The organism is Erwinia sp. PME.40.26/001, from assembly GCF_055556675.1.
Map to the genome: position 1 here is coordinate 26,284 of NZ_JBVHNP010000007.1, position 16,469 is coordinate 42,752.

Annotated in this window: 15 protein-coding genes; 11 read left to right on the forward strand and 4 right to left on the reverse strand. The window is 55.1% G+C overall.

Annotated elements, in window-relative coordinates; genetic code table 11:
• Positions 1-48 precede the first annotated feature (48 nt).
• The 5 genes from yjfP to rplI all read left to right on the forward strand — a co-directional run bounded on the left by yjfP (position 49) and on the right by rplI (position 2,485).
• Positions 49-798: an esterase gene (gene yjfP, locus ACZ3HG_RS17775; protein WP_191934331.1), complete on the forward strand. Its 750-nt coding sequence runs from the start codon at positions 49-51 to the stop codon at positions 796-798.
• 245 nt (positions 799-1,043) lie between these two features.
• Complete coding sequence (rpsF, locus tag ACZ3HG_RS17780) at positions 1,044-1,439, forward strand: 30S ribosomal protein S6 (RefSeq protein ID WP_004160104.1); 396 nt, start codon at positions 1,044-1,046, stop codon at positions 1,437-1,439.
• Between the two features lie 5 nt (positions 1,440-1,444).
• A complete protein-coding gene (gene priB / locus ACZ3HG_RS17785; RefSeq protein WP_072277455.1) occupies positions 1,445-1,762 on the forward strand; it encodes a primosomal replication protein N in 318 nt (105 codons plus the stop codon).
• 4 nt (positions 1,763-1,766) lie between these two features.
• Positions 1,767-1,994 carry a 30S ribosomal protein S18 gene (rpsR, locus tag ACZ3HG_RS17790; protein WP_062745644.1) on the forward strand — a complete coding sequence of 76 codons (228 nt, stop codon included), beginning with the start codon at positions 1,767-1,769 and terminating at the stop codon, positions 1,992-1,994.
• A 38-nt stretch (positions 1,995-2,032) separates the two neighbouring features.
• Positions 2,033-2,485 carry a 50S ribosomal protein L9 gene (gene rplI, locus ACZ3HG_RS17795; RefSeq protein ID WP_191934330.1) on the forward strand — a complete coding sequence of 151 codons (453 nt, stop codon included), beginning with the start codon at positions 2,033-2,035 and terminating at the stop codon, positions 2,483-2,485.
• Positions 2,486-2,587: 102 nt separating this feature from the next.
• Here the strand turns inward: rplI and ACZ3HG_RS17800 are convergent, their stop codons facing one another.
• Positions 2,588-3,142 (reverse strand): OapA family protein, encoded by a 555-nt coding sequence (locus tag ACZ3HG_RS17800; protein WP_244633690.1) that lies wholly within the window; start codon positions 3,140-3,142, stop codon positions 2,588-2,590.
• 345 nt (positions 3,143-3,487) lie between these two features.
• On the opposite strand from ACZ3HG_RS17800, the gene fklB reads away from it, so the two are divergent.
• Positions 3,488-4,108 carry an FKBP-type peptidyl-prolyl cis-trans isomerase gene (gene fklB / locus ACZ3HG_RS17805; RefSeq protein WP_465333646.1) on the forward strand — a complete coding sequence of 207 codons (621 nt, stop codon included), beginning with the start codon at positions 3,488-3,490 and terminating at the stop codon, positions 4,106-4,108.
• A 47-nt stretch (positions 4,109-4,155) separates the two neighbouring features.
• On the opposite strand, the gene ACZ3HG_RS17810 is transcribed toward fklB, so the two are convergent.
• Positions 4,156-6,090 carry a bifunctional 2',3'-cyclic-nucleotide 2'-phosphodiesterase/3'-nucleotidase gene (locus ACZ3HG_RS17810; RefSeq protein WP_465333648.1) on the reverse strand — a complete coding sequence of 645 codons (1,935 nt, stop codon included), beginning with the start codon at positions 6,088-6,090 and terminating at the stop codon, positions 4,156-4,158.
• A gap of 337 nt (positions 6,091-6,427) precedes the next feature.
• On the opposite strand from ACZ3HG_RS17810, the gene cysQ reads away from it, so the two are divergent.
• Entirely contained in the window at positions 6,428-7,174 is a 747-nt protein-coding gene (gene cysQ / locus ACZ3HG_RS17815; RefSeq protein ID WP_191934326.1) for a 3'(2'),5'-bisphosphate nucleotidase CysQ, read from the forward strand.
• 92 nt (positions 7,175-7,266) lie between these two features.
• Here the strand turns inward: cysQ and ACZ3HG_RS17820 are convergent, their stop codons facing one another.
• A complete protein-coding gene (locus tag ACZ3HG_RS17820) occupies positions 7,267-7,827 on the reverse strand; it encodes a YtfJ family protein (RefSeq protein WP_191934325.1) in 561 nt (186 codons plus the stop codon).
• A gap of 317 nt (positions 7,828-8,144) precedes the next feature.
• On the opposite strand from ACZ3HG_RS17820, the gene ACZ3HG_RS17825 reads away from it, so the two are divergent.
• Positions 8,145-8,351: a DUF1107 domain-containing protein gene (locus ACZ3HG_RS17825; protein ID WP_062745632.1), complete on the forward strand. Its 207-nt coding sequence runs from the start codon at positions 8,145-8,147 to the stop codon at positions 8,349-8,351.
• A gap of 63 nt (positions 8,352-8,414) precedes the next feature.
• Here ACZ3HG_RS17825 and paeA read toward each other — a convergent pair whose 3' ends face one another.
• The gene (paeA, locus tag ACZ3HG_RS17830; protein ID WP_191934324.1) at positions 8,415-9,743 is read right to left on the reverse strand and encodes a polyamine export protein PaeA; all 1,329 of its coding nucleotides are present in this window, start codon (positions 9,741-9,743) and stop codon (positions 8,415-8,417) included.
• Between the two features lie 681 nt (positions 9,744-10,424).
• Here paeA and tamA point away from each other — a divergent pair.
• Genes tamA through ACZ3HG_RS17845 form a run of 3 tightly spaced genes read left to right on the forward strand, consistent with a single transcriptional unit; the run spans position 10,425 to position 16,257 of the window.
• Positions 10,425-12,140 (forward strand): autotransporter assembly complex protein TamA, encoded by a 1,716-nt coding sequence (gene tamA, locus ACZ3HG_RS17835; protein ID WP_191934382.1) that lies wholly within the window; start codon positions 10,425-10,427, stop codon positions 12,138-12,140.
• Positions 12,137-15,910, forward strand: coding sequence for an autotransporter assembly complex protein TamB (tamB, locus tag ACZ3HG_RS17840; RefSeq protein WP_465333651.1), 3,774 nt, complete (start codon positions 12,137-12,139; stop codon positions 15,908-15,910). Before tamA ends, tamB begins: the two co-directional genes overlap by 4 nt.
• A gap of 2 nt (positions 15,911-15,912) precedes the next feature.
• Complete coding sequence (locus ACZ3HG_RS17845; protein ID WP_191934322.1) at positions 15,913-16,257, forward strand: gamma-glutamylcyclotransferase family protein; 345 nt, start codon at positions 15,913-15,915, stop codon at positions 16,255-16,257.
• Positions 16,258-16,469 lie beyond the last annotated feature (212 nt).

Consider the following 16,469-nt stretch of genomic DNA (forward strand, 5'->3'; position numbering starts at 1 on the left):
GTCGCTCGTTATGGAGCGTACGCCCACTGACAATGGCAAGGAGAGGGAATGATTGAAGTGAACACAGAGTGTTTCGCCGGCATTGAATGCTTACATGCGTCCCCGGCGGGACTGCGGGACACGCCGTTACCCACCGTGCTGTTCTGGCATGGCTATACCTCTTCAAAAGAGGTCTACGCGTATTTTGCGGTCGCGCTGGCACAGGCGGGATTACGGGCCATACTGCCCGACGCCGCTATGCACGGTGCCCGTTATGATGGTGACGCTGAACGGCGGTTAACCCACTTCTGGGAGATCCTGCGCAGCAATATCGATGAACTGCCGGCGATTGAACAGGCGCTGCGTGAACGGCAGTGGGTAGACGGTTCGCGGCTGGCGGTGGCCGGGGCATCCATGGGGGGGATGACGGCGCTGGGCTCGCTGGCACGCTATCCCCAGCTACACAGTGCCGCCTGCATGATGGGTTCCGGTTATTTCAGCCAGCTGGCGCAGACGCTGTTTCCGCCGCTGGTGGCACAGACGCCTGACGAGCGTCACGCGCTGGCCGCCCGGCTGGCACCGCTGGCGGAGTACGAAGTCAGCCATCAGTTAGACAAGCTCGCCAGCCGGCCGCTGCTGGTGTGGCACGGGGAAGCCGATGAGGTGGTTCCGGCAGCAGAAAGCGTGCGGCTGGAAAAAGCGCTGCGTGACAGCGGTCAGGATAGTAACCTGACCTTTCTGACTGAAAAAGGTGTCGGGCACCGTATCACCCCCCCGGCATTAACGGCGATGACGACGTTTTTTAAACAGCATCTGTAATCGGTGGGAAAGACGATCGGCCCGGGAGGTCGGTCATTTTTCGTGCTGCCCAAAATAGTGGGCTAAAGACCGATCTTTACCTTGTGTTCGTCACCCCTCGCAAGTATGATTACGCGTCAATTTTTCAGCCGCATTCTCAGGTTGTGACCCGATAGTTATCAGGTCATGGCTTATAACGTTCCTTGCTTCCATGGGCCGCGGTTGACCCCGACAGGAGGCTGAATAATCCGTAAGGAGCAAATTCGATGCGTCATTACGAAATCGTATTTATGGTTCACCCTGACCAGAGCGAACAGGTTCCTGGCATGATCGAGCGCTACTCTGCGACCATCACTGGTGCAGAAGGTACGATCCACCGCCTGGAAGACTGGGGCCGCCGTCAGCTGGCTTACCCGATCAACAAACTGCACAAAGCCCACTACGTTCTGCTGAACGTTGAAGCTCCGCAGGAAGCGATCGATGAGCTGGAAACTAACTTCCGCTTCAACGACGCCGTTATCCGCAGCATGGTTATGCGCGTTAAGCACGCGGTAACTGAAGCATCTCCGATGGTTAAAGCGAAAGACGAGCGCCGTGAGCGTCGTGAAGATTTTGCTAACGAAACCTCTGATGATGCAGATGCTGGGGATTCTGAAGAGTAATTTCCGTGACGGCTAACCGACTGACGCTGTCTGGCACTGTGTGCAAGGCACCAACGCGAAAAGTCAGCCCGTCAGGAATTCCACACTGCCAGTTCGTGCTTGAGCATCGTTCAGAGCAGGTGGAAGCCGGTTTTAACCGGCAAGCCTGGTGTCGGATGCCGGTGATTATCAGCGGCAAAGCCCATCAGGCCATTACTCAAAGTATAACGGTCGGCACGCAGCTTACTGTTCAGGGTTTTATTTGCAGCCATCAAGGGCGCAACGGTCTGAACAAACTCGTACTGCATGCCGAGCAGATTGAATTGATAGATTCTGGAGACTAGCCAAATGGCACGTTATTTCCGTCGTCGCAAGTTCTGCCGTTTCACAGCGGAAGGCGTTCAAGAGATCGATTATAAAGATATCGCAACGCTGAAAAATTATGTCACTGAAAGCGGTAAGATCGTACCGAGCCGTATCACCGGTACTCGCGCAAAATACCAGCGTCAGCTGGCTCGTGCTATCAAGCGCGCGCGTTACCTGTCCCTGCTGCCGTACACTGATCGTCATCAGTAACGGCAACTGTCCATTAACGACTTTAAGAGGATAAGGTAATGCAAGTTATTCTGCTTGATAAAGTAGCAAACCTGGGCAGCCTGGGTGATCAGGTCAACGTTAAAGCGGGCTACGCTCGTAACTTCCTGGTACCACAGGGCAAAGCTGTTCCTGCTACCAAGAAAAACGTTGAATTCTTCGAAGCGCGCCGTGCAGAACTGGAAGCCAAACTGGCTGACGTTCTGTCTGCAGCTAATGCACGTGCTGAGAAAATCAATGCACTGGGCACCGTTACCATCGCGTCTAAATCAGGCGACGAAGGTAAACTGTTCGGTTCCATCGGTACCCGCGACATCGCTGATGCAGTTACTGCAGCTGGCGTTGAAGTGTCTAAGAGCGAAGTTCGTCTGCCGAACGGCGTTCTGCGCACTACCGGTGAGCACGAAGTGGACTTCCAGGTTCACAGCGAAGTCTTCGCTAAACTGACTGTAAACATCGTTGCTGAAGCTTAATCGCTGACGTTTCAGATGAAAGAACGCCGCCCCTCGGGGCGGCGTTTTTGTTTATAGCCTGAAATGTTACTGTTTTCGTCGCCGGATATCCGGCAATCGATTTTACTGTGCTTTTAAGAATGTCCCGTCCGCCTGTCGGGTAAACAGAATCTCTCCGTTCGTCCCTTCCAGCGTTAATCCCGTCACCACGCCCTGTGCATTCTGTCGGATTTTCACCGCCTGCCCCGCATGTAAGGTGCTGAGCGGTTTATCGTCGCCCTCTACCTGCGCCATGGCAAAGACATCATTGACCGGCAGATTATTATCGCGGAACAGCTGGGCCAGCGTCTGCCCGGATGCAATGGTGAAATCACGCCACTCGCCCTGGGCGTCCGGCTGCGGTGTGGTTTCGACCGGAGCAGGCGTCGGTGCGGGAGTTTCGCTGATCTCCGCCTGGAGCGGTACCTCAGTACCGGAACCACTTTGGATTGGCGTTACCGGGGCCACGCTGCGCTGGGGGGCGGGCCACAGGAAGGCCAGCAGAATCACCAGTACTGCAGCGATAATCCCACGACGGTGGCGCGGGGGAAGCGGGTCCATCCAGCGAACCTCATCTGGCAGGTGCCAGAGGCGGCTGAACCACGGCGATAAGCGTGATGTGAGCGATGCGTTTGGCATGGTCTCTTCCTCCTGGCGCGATACTCGCGCGAACGGTGAGCTTTTCATCAACCACTGTTTGATTCTGGCAACAAAAAGCGGCTTATTCCTTCGCCTGCGGGCAATCTGGCCCATTTAAACCTCTGAATACATCTGGCTGAGCCAATACGGGTTATCCCTCCGGGCTGTCTTTGTGCCCGAATGTTACCCAGTATAGGCTTAAGCACCCTGTCAGGTGCTAATAGTGAGTGGCGTTATTGTTTCCGTTTCCCGGGGAAAAGTCACCAGGGGAAGATGGGATTTTACGCCCGTTGTCTGCGCTGTTATGCTTCGTCTTCGGTTTTATCAATGATGAAAGGAAAATCCATGACAACCCCTTCTTTTGACAGCGTTGAAGCGCAAGCAAGTTACGGTATCGGTTTACAGGTCGGTCAACAGTTGCAGGAATCTGGCTTGCAGGGTCTGCTGCCGGAAGCACTGCTGTCAGGTCTGCGCGATGCGCTGGAAGGGAATGCCCCGTCCGTTCCTGTTGATGTCGTTCATCGCGCCCTGCGTGAAGTTCACGAGCGTGCTGAAGCGGTGCGTCAGGAGCGTCAGAAGGCCATGGCAGTTGAAGGTCAGAAGTTCCTGGAAGATTACGCACAGCGTGAAGGCGTCAGCAGCACCGAGACCGGTCTGCAGTTCAGCGTCCTGACGCAGGGTGAAGGGGCTATCCCGTCCCGTCAGGATCGCGTACGCGTCCACTATACCGGTAAGCTGATTGACGGCAGCGTGTTCGACAGCTCCGTACAGCGCGGCGAACCGGCCGAGTTCCCGGTCAGCGGTGTGATCCCTGGCTGGATCGAAGCCCTGACCCTGATGCCGGTGGGTTCCAAATGGGAACTGGTGATCCCTCACAACCTCGCTTACGGCGAGCGTGGTGCCGGTGCATCCATTCCTCCTTTCAGCACTCTGGTGTTTGAAGTGGAACTGCTGGAAATCCTGTAACGCCCTGCACACGCCCGGTGCTTAATGCGGCCGGGCGTCTTTTACCGTTACGGTTTTAACTGATAGATAGCAAATCCAATCTCATCCGTTCCCACCTGTTTCATCGGGTACTGCGCGTGGCTGCGAATAAATGCGGCGGCCTTTTCTCCCGGTGCAGTTTCGAAGCGAATATCCAGCGGCGTGCTGCTGTGGATTGGTGCCAGCCGCCAGTTATTATCTGCCTGCGGTTTCACCTCGCCTTGTTCCTTTGTCTGCGCGCCAATATAGGCGGCCAGCACTGACCGGTTTTCGTCCGGTGAAGCAAAGGCAATCTGCTTATCCCCGGTTCCGGCAAATTTACCGCCATAGGCGCGATAGTTATTGGTGGCGACCAGGAAAAGGGCGTTCGGGTCAATCGGCTTGCCGTTAAAGGTCAGATGGCGGATGCGCGAGGCCTTTTCATTGATCAGTCCGCACTCCGCGTCATAGCGGGCAGGCTGAGTGACGTCGATCTGATAGTCAACGCCATCAATCACGTCAAAGTTATAGGTACGGAAATCCCAGTTGATCAGCGACTGCGGTTTGCTGCTGTGGACATCAATCTGATTAAACTGCCCGGCGGAACACTCCAGCCACTGTTTAACCTGCTCACCGCTGGCTTTGACCACCACCAGGGTATTAGGATAGAGATAAAGATCGGCTGCATTGCGGAAGGTCAGCTGTCCTTTCTCCACTTCGACATAGCTTGCCGGATCGTTTTTACGGCCACCGGCTTTAAACGGGGCCGCGGCTGCCAGCACGGGCAGGCGGGAAAGATCAGGATCGCCCTGAATAAAGTGCCTGGTGTAGGCACGCTGGGCGTTATTAACGATTTGTACCGTCGGGTCATCCTGCACCAGCGACAGATAGCTGGCCATCACATCCGCTGATTTGCCAATCGGCTGGCTGACAAACTCACGCGTGGCGGCATGATCGTCCGCCAGCACCTTCACCAGAGCTGGGTCCTCTGCCGCCAGCGATTTTTTGCCTGCTTTGTCATACACCGGACGGGCTTCCGCACGGGCGCTGCCTACCTGCCAGCCTCCGCTGTCATTATTCAGCACCAGATCAATCACCCCCAGATGGTCGCCCCACATGCCCGGCATGACCGCCGGAATACCGTTCAACGTACCCTGTTTAATATCCGCGCCCGGGATGTCAGCAAAATCGGCACTGGGGAAGACCGCGTGAGCATGGCCGAACATAATCGCATCAATGCCCGGTACCTGGCTTAAGTAATACACGGAGTTCTCGGCCATCGCGTGGTAAGGCTCACTGGAGAGCCCGGAGTGAGGAATAGCCACAATCAGGTCAGCCCCCTCTTTTCGCATCTGAGGAACCCACTTTTTCGCGGTGGCAGTGATATCGTCAACGGTCACTTTGCCGGTCAGATTAGTTTTATCCCAGGTCATAATCTGCGGTGGGACAAAGCCGATGTAGCCGACCTTCAGGCTGTGCGTTTTGCCGTCACGGTCACGTACCTCAACGGCTTTAATCAGATAGGGCGTAAACAGCGGTTTGCCGGTACCTGCGTCAATGACATTGGCATTAATATAGGGGAAGCGCGCTCCGTGAAGGGCTTTTTTCAGATAATCCAGGCCATAGTTGAACTCGTGATTACCCAGATTGCCCACGGTGTAATCAAGGGTGTTCATCGCTTTGTAGACCGGATGAATATCGCCCTCGCTGAGTCCTTTCGCCGCCATGTAGTCACCCAGCGGGCTGCCCTGTATCACATCCCCGTTGTCGACCAGTACGCTGTTCGTCGCCTGCTGACGGGCGCTGGCGATCAGCGAGGCGGTACGCACCAGCCCATACTTTTCGGTGGGCTGATCTTTGTAGTAATCAAAATCCATCATATTACTGTGCAGGTCGGTGGTTTCCAGCAGACGGAAATCCACCGTGGCGGCGGCCAGTGAATGGCTGACCAGCAGTGCGGTCAGCGTAAGGCAAGACTTGAACATGCGTGCTCCCTTTATGTTCCGGTTTAAACTTTCGTCACCATCTCAGAATAGTGTGAAATTGTGTCGTGTCATTACAGGAAATTGTGATGAAAGTCGCGGATTTAACCCTGTCCGTTGCCTGAGTGCTACTCCGGGGTAAGGAACGAGGGGAAAAAGGCAGAAAATAACAGGAAACCGTGTCCGTCAGCGGCGGGTACGTTATGCTGTTGAAATGTAATAGCTGCCTGGCGCATCGATCAGGATAAATCGCCCCACGCGGCAAGCTGCTATCCTCATTACAGAGACTTCAGGATACAGGCTGGGGCCATAATTACGCCCGACTTTCAGGAGGTGGACAGTGTTAGATCAAATTTGCCAGATAGCCCGTGAAGCCGGTGATGCCATTATGCAGGTATACGACGGCCAGGCACCGCTGGATGTGGCGCATAAAGCAGATGATTCTCCCGTCACTGCGGCTGATATTGCCGCACATAAGGTGATTGTTGCCGGTCTGACGGCGCTCACTCCCGATATCCCGGTGCTGTCCGAAGAAGATCCGGCTGACTGGAACGTCCGCCAGCACTGGCAGGAGTACTGGCTGGTTGACCCGCTGGACGGCACAAAAGAGTTTATTAAGCGTAACGGTGAATTCACCGTGAATATTGCGCTGATCCGTGAGGGAAAACCCGTGCTGGGGGTGGTTTATGCCCCGGTGCTGGCCGTCATGTACTCTGCGGCCGGAGGCAAAGCCTGGAAGGACGAGGGCGGACATAAGGTGCCGATCCAGGTGCAGGACGCGCGTCCGCCGTTGGTGGTGATCAGCCGTTCGCATGCCAGCTCAGATGAAGAACTGAAAGAGTATCTGGCGCAGATGGGTGAGCACCAGACGACCGCAATAGGCTCATCGCTGAAGTTCTGCCTCGTGGCGGAAGGAAAGGCGCAGCTCTATCCACGCTTTGGGCCAACCAATATCTGGGATACCGGCGCAGGTCATGCGGTAGCCCTGGCGGCTGGCGCTCATGTGCATGACTGGCAGGGTAAAACCCTTGACTATACGCCGCGTGAGTCCTTCCTTAACCCGGGCTTCCGCGTGTCCATTTATTGATCTTCAGGGGCCGGCCGGAAAAGCGGATCGGCCCGGATAGGTTAAACATAGCGACCGCAGGGCCGATCGAAGCACGGGTCGGCCGCTAACGCTTACCGCTGAAGTAATGTCGTTAACAGCGCCATCACCTTCTTCACCTCATCCTGCGTCAATGCACCTTCTTTGATAAAGCGCACCCGCCCCTCTTTATCCAGCACAATAATCGCCGAGCCGCCGCTTTCCAGCTGCCATGCCCGATGCACTGCCCCCTGACTGTCGACAATAAACTGCGACCATGGGAACTGCTGTTTATTCGTTTCGATACTGCTGCGCACAAACATGCCGGTGCCCGGGATCGCATCGTCGGTGTTCACAATAGTGGTGGTCTGATAGCGATCGTGCGGCAGCTTCGCCGCTTTAATCACTTCAATCAACGCGGCATTTTGCTCTTTCGCGGATGAGCGGCCGGCAATGTGCTGGATGACCCGCACTTTTCCGCTCAGCCGGGCACTGTTCCAGTTTTTATAGCTAAACTGATCCTTCTGATAGACAAGTTCTCCCTTATCTTCCACGCCGACGGGGGCCAGGCGCTGGTCAACCCGGATGTTACTGGCGGCGACGCTGAAGGGCAGCAGCAGGGAAATCATTATCGCGAGATGACGGGCGAGTTTCATGGTGGCTCCAGTAGTGTAAGTGGTCTGATCAGTTAGTCATGCTACTGAAATAATAAGCGCGGATGATGCTGCTGTCGCATCGAAATAACATCTTTGCAACACATCGCACAAATCCCTGCATATTGAAGGTTTATACTGCGTGAGTACGGTCAGGTAACAGAGAGTTCTGTCATGATGTGTAAACACAGTAAAAAAATTCAATTTTAGGAACATTGGAAGCAAACGATGTTCTATAGTTATGGCACTTTGCGTTTCACCGGTTCGTGTCCGGCTTGGCCACGACGAGGCGTAGTTAATGTTTCAGGAGTGGATTCAGAATGAAAATCTTCCAAAAATATAACCCGTTGCAGGTTGCGAAATACGTTAAGACGTTGTTTCGCGGGAGGTTGTATATCAAGGATGTCGGCGCGTTTGAGTTTGATAAGGGTAAAATCCTCATCCCGCGCGTTAAAGATAAGCAGCATTACAGTGTAATGTCGGAAGTGAACCGGCAGGTTCTGCGGTTACAGACCGAATTTAACTGAAAAAAAAGGCGCTTTTAGCGCCTTTTTTGTGGGTGAGATTAGCCAGCCGGGACGCCAGAGACCTTACGGCTGTTCTTCAGGATCTTTCGGCAATACCGGCGTGGTCGGACGCGCATCAATGCGGGTCACCAGCAGCTGGTCGATGCGGTAACTGTCGATATCCACCACTTCAAACTTAAAGCCGTGGAATTTTACGAAGTCGGTACGTTTCGGGATCTTGCGCAGCATAAACATCATAAAGCCGCCAATCGTTTCGTAGTTACCGGACTGCGGGAATTCATCGATATGCAGTACGCGCATGACATCATCAATTGGCGTGCCGCCCTCCACCAGCCATGAGTTTTCATCACGGGCCACAATCTGCTCTTCCATTCCCTGACCGACCAGATCGCCCATCAGCGTCGTCATCACGTCGTTAAGGGTAATGATACCGACCACCAGGGCATATTCGTTCATGATCACCGCGAAGTCTTCTCCGGCGGCTTTAAAGCTCTCCAGCGCTTCGGACAGCGTCAGCGTATCGGGAACGATCAGCGCCGAACGGATCTGCAGGCCGCTGTTCAGCGTCATGCTCTGGTTACCCAGCACGCGCAGCAGCAGCTCTTTAGAGTCGACGTAGCCCACGATATGGTCAATATCTTCATTACAGACCAGGAACTTCGAGTGCGGATGGCGGGCAATCTTTTCTTTCAGGCTGCTCTCATCTTCGTGCAGATCGAACCACACCACGTTCTCACGGGAGGTCATGGAAGAGGGCACGGTTCGTGATTCCAGCTCAAAGACGTTTTCAATCAACTCATGCTCTTGCTTACGCAGTACCCCGGCCAGCGCACCGGCTTCGACTACCGCATAGATATCGTCAGAGGTGATGTCGTCTTTACGCACCAGCGGGATTTTAAACAGGCGGAAAAGGATGTTGGCCCCACCGTTAAAGAACCACACCAGCGGGCGGAACAGGAACAGACAGAAGCGCATCGGGTTGATGATTTTGAGCGCCATGGTTTCCGGCGCGATCATGCCCAGACGCTTGGGGAACAGATCGGCAAACAGGATAAACAAGCTGGTGACCAGCGTGAAAGAACAGACAAAGCTGATGCTCTCCGCCATTTCCGGTGTTGTCACACGTTCGAATAGCGTTCGGAAGGCGGGGGAAAACGCGGAATCACCGACAATACCCCCGAGGATCGCCACGGCATTCAGGCCAATCTGCACCACAGTAAAGAACATGCCAGGCGTTTCCTGCATCTTCAGTACGCGTTGTGCGTTGATATTGCCTTCGTCGGCCAGCAGCTTAAGTTTTATTTTGCGAGCGGCCGCCAGCGAGATTTCTGAAAGAGAAAAAAATGAGCTGATGGCGATCAGCAGTACGATGACAAGGAAGCTGTCTAACATAAAACATCCATTATTTGGCTCGGCTCAGTGGGCAATCAGGAAAGCAATCGCGCGAAAAGAGAAGGCCGGGTTAATCACTTGTCATTTTTGGCCTGGGCAGCGCGCAGCGTTTTGGTTCTGCGTACATCACATCAGGGAGTTCAGCGATTCAGGGCTATCCGTGCCAAAAATGTCTGCGGTTCGGCCGTGTGCCGGGGCAGAAGGGTAATCAGGTCGCGGTGCGTCCTGTGGGGTGATTATAGCTGTGGTGTCGGGCGCTTACAATTGCGGCAGTGATCAGACGTGGATTCATTATAAAGGCACAAAAAACATCGGGTTTATCGACGGGGGCACTGACTGCTCTTTTTTATTACCCGACGCCGCCTGACAGCCTGCATGTCTGACCAAAAGGGGGGCGTTTATGCCAGTGTGAGGGTTTGTGACTTGTCTCATACTGATAGCACGTTACACTCCATTTAAACCTAATTGCGATGTCGGGTTGTAACGTGGCGTGACTTTGCAGAGAATAAGCACAAAATTTGCCTTAGGTTCCGATTGACCGAAGCGGAAGAGTGGGTAGGGTGATACTCATTGCACGTTTTTTAAACGCCAGGCAAATTATTTTTTACCAGATTAAGCCCTTTGGATTGCGGGCTGGCAATAAAAACGGGAGTAAGCGTGCCACGAATTCATGTGTACTGCATGTCTTGCCTGCTGATCGTCGCGCCTGTCGCCCAGGCTGCGAATGTTCGTTTGCAGGTAACAGGGTTATCCGGGGAATTACAAAAGAACGTCAGGGCACGTTTATCCACCATCACCAATGATGAAGTCACCTCCGACGGGCGGTTTCGTTCGCGCGTCAGCGATGCCGTAAAAGAAGGGCTTAAAGCGCTCGGTTACTATGAACCGCAGATCGATTTCGAGCTGCTGCCACCGCCTGAGGGCGGCAAACGCCAGGTGCTGCTGGCCCGGGTCACGCCGGGGAAGCCGGTGAAAATCGCCGGAGAAACGGTGATCCTGCGCGGCGGAGCCCGCACGGATGAAGATTATCAGGCACTGGTGCGTAACGGAAAACCCAAGCTGGGTACGATACTTAACCACGGTGATTACGAGAAGTTCAAAAGTTCGCTGAGCAATATGGCGTTACGTAAAGGCTACTTTGACGGTGACTACCGCAAAAGTCAGCTGGGCGTGTCGGTGGAACGTCGTGAGGCGTTCTGGGATCTCGATTATGACAGCGGCCAGCGCTATCGCTTTGGCGATGTCAGCTTCGAAGGTTCACAAATCCGTGATGATTATCTGCAAAATCTGGTGCCCTTCAAAAAGGGGGATTACTACACTTCCCGCGATCTGGCAGAGCTTAACCGCCGCTTATCCGCAACCGGCTGGTTTAATTCGGTGGTGATTGCCCCCGAATTTGATAAAGGACGTGACAGCAAGGTGCTGCCGCTGCATGGCGTCGTTTCGCCGCGCACCGAGAACACGATTGAAACCGGTGTCGGTTACTCGACGGACGTCGGCCCGCGCGTCAAGGCCACCTGGAAGAAGCCCTGGGTCAATGACCGTGGGCACAGCTTCAGTACCAGTGCCAATATTTCGGCACCGGAACAGCAGTTAGATTTCAGCTATAAGATGCCATTGCGCAAAAGCCCGCTGGAGCAGTATTACCTGCTGCAGGGGGGACTCAAACGTACCGATCTTAATGACACCAAGGCCGACTCCACCACGCTGGCCGCGTCACGCTACTGGGACAGCTCCAGCGGCTGGCAACGCGCCGTCAATCTGCGCTGGAGTCTTGACCACTTTACTCAGGGCAGTGTCACCAACACCACGATGCTGATCTACCCGGGTGTCAGCGTTAACCGTACGCGCTCGCGCGGCGGTCTGATGCCGACGTGGGGTGACTCGCAGCGCTACTCAGTCGATGTTTCTGACACCACCTGGGGCTCAGATATCGACTTTGCGGTGATGCAGGCACAAAACGTCTGGATCCGCACGCTGGAAGACAAACACCGGTTTGTGGTGCGGGGCAACCTCGGCTGGATTGAAACCAATAATTTTGAAAAAGTGCCACCCGATCTGCGTTTCTTTGCCGGGGGGGACCGCAGCATCCGCGGCTATAAGTACAAAGGTATTTCCCCCCGGGATGACGAAGGAAAGCTGACCGGTGCCTCCAAGCTGGCCACCGGATCGCTGGAGTATCAATATAACGTCACCGGAAAGTGGTGGGGGGCGGTGTTTGTTGATTCCGGTGAGGCGGTCAATGATATCAAGCAGAGTAATTTTAAAACCGGTGCCGGTTTTGGCGTGCGCTGGCAGTCCCCCGTCGGGCCGATCAAGCTGGACATAGCCCGGCCGATTGGCGATCGGGACGATCGCGATATTCAGTTTTACATTGGACTGGGGCCTGAACTATGAAGTGGTGGAAAAAGGGCCTGATTGGCATTTTGATTTTTATTGTGCTGTTGTTTGGCGGCATCGCATTTCTCATTGGCACGACCAGCGGCCTGCATATGGTACTGAACGGAGCGGCCCGCTGGGTTCCGGGGCTGGATATCCAGCAGGTCAAAGGCGGCTGGCGTGACCTGACGATCGCTGGCGTGAAGTATGAAATGCCGGGCGTTACCGTCAATGCGGGTGAGCTTCATCTTTCCCTGAAGCTCGGCTGCCTGAAGCAGAGCGCGTTCTGCGTCAATGACCTGGCGCTGAAAGACGTCAACGTGGTTGTGGACAGCAAAAAGATGCCGCCACCCGCCAACCCGCCGGTAGAGGAAGAGAGCAGCGGCGGTGACATCAGCACCCCTTATCCCCTCACCCTCAGCCGGCTGGCGCTGCATAACATCAATATAAAAATTGATGATACGGCCATTTCGCTGGCCGACTTCACCAGCGGGCTGCACTGGCAGGGGCGTTCTATGACGCTGACGCCGACGCATATTCAGGGTTTACTGATTGCGCTGCCGAAGGCGGCGAAAGTCGCCGATGAGCAGGTTGTTCAGCCGAAAGTGCAGCGGCCTGCTGCTGGTGAACCCTCGCTGGGTGAAACACTCACGGCGATGTTTGCTAAACCTGTGCTGCCGGATCTGCCGGCGTTTACCCTGCCGCTGGATGTCGACGTGCAGGAGATCCTCGGCGAGCAGCTGCGGATTACGGGGGATACCGATATCGCTGTACAGCGACTGCTGGTGAAGGCCAAAACCGAAAATAATCAGCTGCAGTTGCAGACGCTGGATGTCGACTCACCGCAGGGACAGCTTAACGCTCAGGGGCAGGCGACACTCAGCGGTGACTGGCCGGTGAGTTTCACGCTTTACAGCCAGATCAACGTTGATCCGATCAAAGGTGAGAAGATCAAAATGACGCTGGGCGGTGGGCTGCGCGATACGCTGACGCTGGGACTGAACCTTTCCGGTCCGGTGCGCGCACAGCTTGATGCGGATACGAGGCTGGCTGAAGTGGGCTTACCGCTGAATATGACCTTACAAAGCCCTCAGTTGCGCTGGCCGTTAGATGGGCAGGCACAGTATCAGGCCGACAATGTTAACTTTACGTTCAAAGGTCAGGCGACAGACTACGTGATGTCCCTGAAAGCCGCGCTGAAAGGACAGGATCTGCCACCAGCGACGCTGACACTGGACGGTAAAGGCAACGTTGAACAGTTTTCGCTGGATAAACTGCGGCTGGCGGCCCTGCAGGGCAATACCGATCTGACGGCGCTGGTGGACTGGCGGAAAGCGATAAGTTGGCGCAGCGAGCTTACGCTGTCGGGCATTAACACCGCGAAACAGTATCCTGACTGGCCGGCGAAGCTGGATGGCAAAATCTCCACGCGTGGCAGCCTGTACGGCGGTAGCTGGCAGATGCGCGTCCCGGAGCTGAAACTTAAGGGTAACGTGCGGAATAATGCGGTCAGCGCTGACGGTACGCTGTACGGTAACAGTTACAATCAGTGGGATATCCCCGGGATTAAGCTGGTGCTGGGGCGTAACAACGTCAATCTGAAAGGATCGCTGGGTGATAAGCTGAACCTGGATGCTGATATTGATGCTCAGCACCTGGACAATGCACTGCCGGGCCTCGGCGGTGTAGCGAAAGGCACCATCCGCGCCCGTGGCGACCTGACAACCCCGCAGCTGCTGGCCGACCTGACGGCGACCGGACTGCGCTGGCAGGCAATGCGCATTGGGCGTATTAAACTCGATGGTGACGTCAGCTCGGGCGAGCAGATCCAGGGCAAGCTTAAACTGCGCGTTGAACAGCTTAAGCAGGACGCACTGGCGGTCAATCTGCTGACGCTGGATGCCAGCGGCACTGAAAAGCAGCATCAGATGAAGCTCGTCGTCCAGGGGGAACCGGTCTCAGGGCAGTTAGCGCTAAACGGCAGCTTTGATCGTGCGACACAGCGCTGGCAGGGTAATCTTAACAACACCCGCTTTGATACGCCGGTGGGGGAGTGGCGCTTAACCCGCGCCATCGCGCTGGACTACCTGAATGCGAAACAGACGGTCAGCATCGGACCTCACTGCTGGCAGAATCCTGACGCAGAACTTTGCGTGCCGCAGACCATCGAAGCCGGGCCATCGGGCCGTGCGCGCGTCGTCCTCAGCCGCTTCAATCTGGCGATGATCAAGCCGTTTATGCCGGAAGCTACCCAACTGACCGGCGTGTTCAGCGGCGATGCGGACGTCAGCTGGACTGCCGATGGCGCGCTGCCGACCGGACGGGTTTCCCTGAAAGGCAACGGTGTAAAAGTGGAGCAGGATGTGCAGGGCAATACCCTGCCGATCGCGTTCAGCACGCTCAACCTGAACGCTGCCCTGAAAAATGGCCGGGCGCAACTTGACTGGCTGATCCGCATTGCCAACAACGGTCAGCTTGATGGTAACGTGCAGATTGCCGATCCCGAAGGGCGGCGGACATTGTCCGGTAACGTCAACATCACCAGCCTGTCGCTGGCAATGCTGAACCCTGCGCTGATGAAAGGAGAGAAAATCACCGGGATGCTCAACAGCAATCTGCGTCTGGGGGGCGATCTGCAACGGCCGCAGGTGTACGGTCAGCTTGGGTTGCGCAATGTTGACGTTGACGGTAGCTTCATGCCGGTGGACCTGACAGCCGCTAACCTGTCGATGGTGTTTAACGGTATGAGTTCTACCCTGGAGGGCGCCATCCAGACATCACAGGGGCAGATTGCCTTAAACGGCGATGCAGACTGGAACCAGCTGGAAGCATGGCGTGCCCGTATTGCGGCGAAAGGGAGCAGGGTCCGCGTCACGGTACCACCGATGGTCAGGATGGATGTTTCGCCAGACCTGGTATTTGAAGCGACGCCAGAGCTGTTTAATCTGGACGGACGTGTGGATATCCCGTGGGCCCGTATTACGGTGCAGGAGGTCCCGGAAAGTGCGGTGGGTGTCTCTTCTGACGAGGTGATGCTTGATAAAGATCTGAAGCCGGTGGCACCCAAAACCAGCGGTATTCCCATTAACAGCAACCTGATTATTCACGTCGGTAATGATGTCCGTCTGAGCGCCTTCGGTCTGAAAGCGAAGCTGAACGGCGACCTGAAGCTGGCTCAGGATAAACGAGGGTTGGGACTGAATGGCCAGATTAATATCCCGTCGGGTCGTTTCCACGCTTACGGTCAGGACCTGATTGTGCGTAAAGGTGAGCTGCAATTCTCCGGCCCGCCCGATCAACCCTACGTTAATATCGAAGCGATACGAAACCCGGAAGCCACTGAAGATGATGTCACCGCAGGTGTGCGCGTGACTGGACTGGCGGATGAACCCAAGGTGGAGATCTTCTCTGACCCGGCGAAATCGCAACAGGAAGCGCTATCCTATCTGCTTCGCGGACAGGGATTAGGCGCTTCTGGTAGCGATAGTGATGCATTAACTTCCGCTCTGGTAGGATTGGGGGTTGCACAAAGTGGTCAGGTTGTGGGTAAAATCGGTGAGACCTTCGGGGTCAGTAATCTGGCGCTGGATACTGCAGGGGTTGGCGATAGTCAGCAGGTGCAGGTCAGTGGCTATGTACTGCCGGGTCTACAGGTAAAATACGGTGTTGGCATATTTGATTCACTGGCGACGTTAACGCTGCGTTACCGCCTGATGCCCAAACTCTATTTGGAAGCCGTGTCTGGTATCGATCAGGCACTGGATGTGCTCTATCAGTTTGAGTTTTAGCAATGCGAATAATTGTCTATGGTAGCCTGCGGCGTAAGCAAGGTAACAGTCACTGGATGACGAACGGGCAGTGGTTGGGCGATCATCAGATCGACGGCTACGTGCTCTACAATCTTGGTCATTACCCGGGCGTTGTAGCGGGTGAGGGCCAGGTTTATTGTGAAGTGTACCGAATTGATGCCTCCACGCTGGGCGAACTGGATGCGCTCAGGACCAAAGGCGGTGAGTATAAGCGTGAGCTGTTATCCACCCCTTACGGTAGTGCCTGGCTGTACGTGTATCAGCGTTCGGTCACCGGTAAAAAGCGCATCTCCAGCGGCGACTGGTTGTTGAGAGACGCAGAGTAGTCGTCAATCCTGCCGTTGTTTATTTTTCAAGCAAGCCGCCTTCTCTGAAGGCGGCTTTTCTCTTTATTCAGGCTGCCATAGCTAAATGAATAGCGTGGGCAGGCTGAGCCCTCAGCATGATGGGGTCATCGCGTTATTAAAGAATACCTCCGTGTTAATCTAAGTTATTTCTTATTTTATGGGTTTTCTTAATGTCTGAGGCCTCAGTCGTT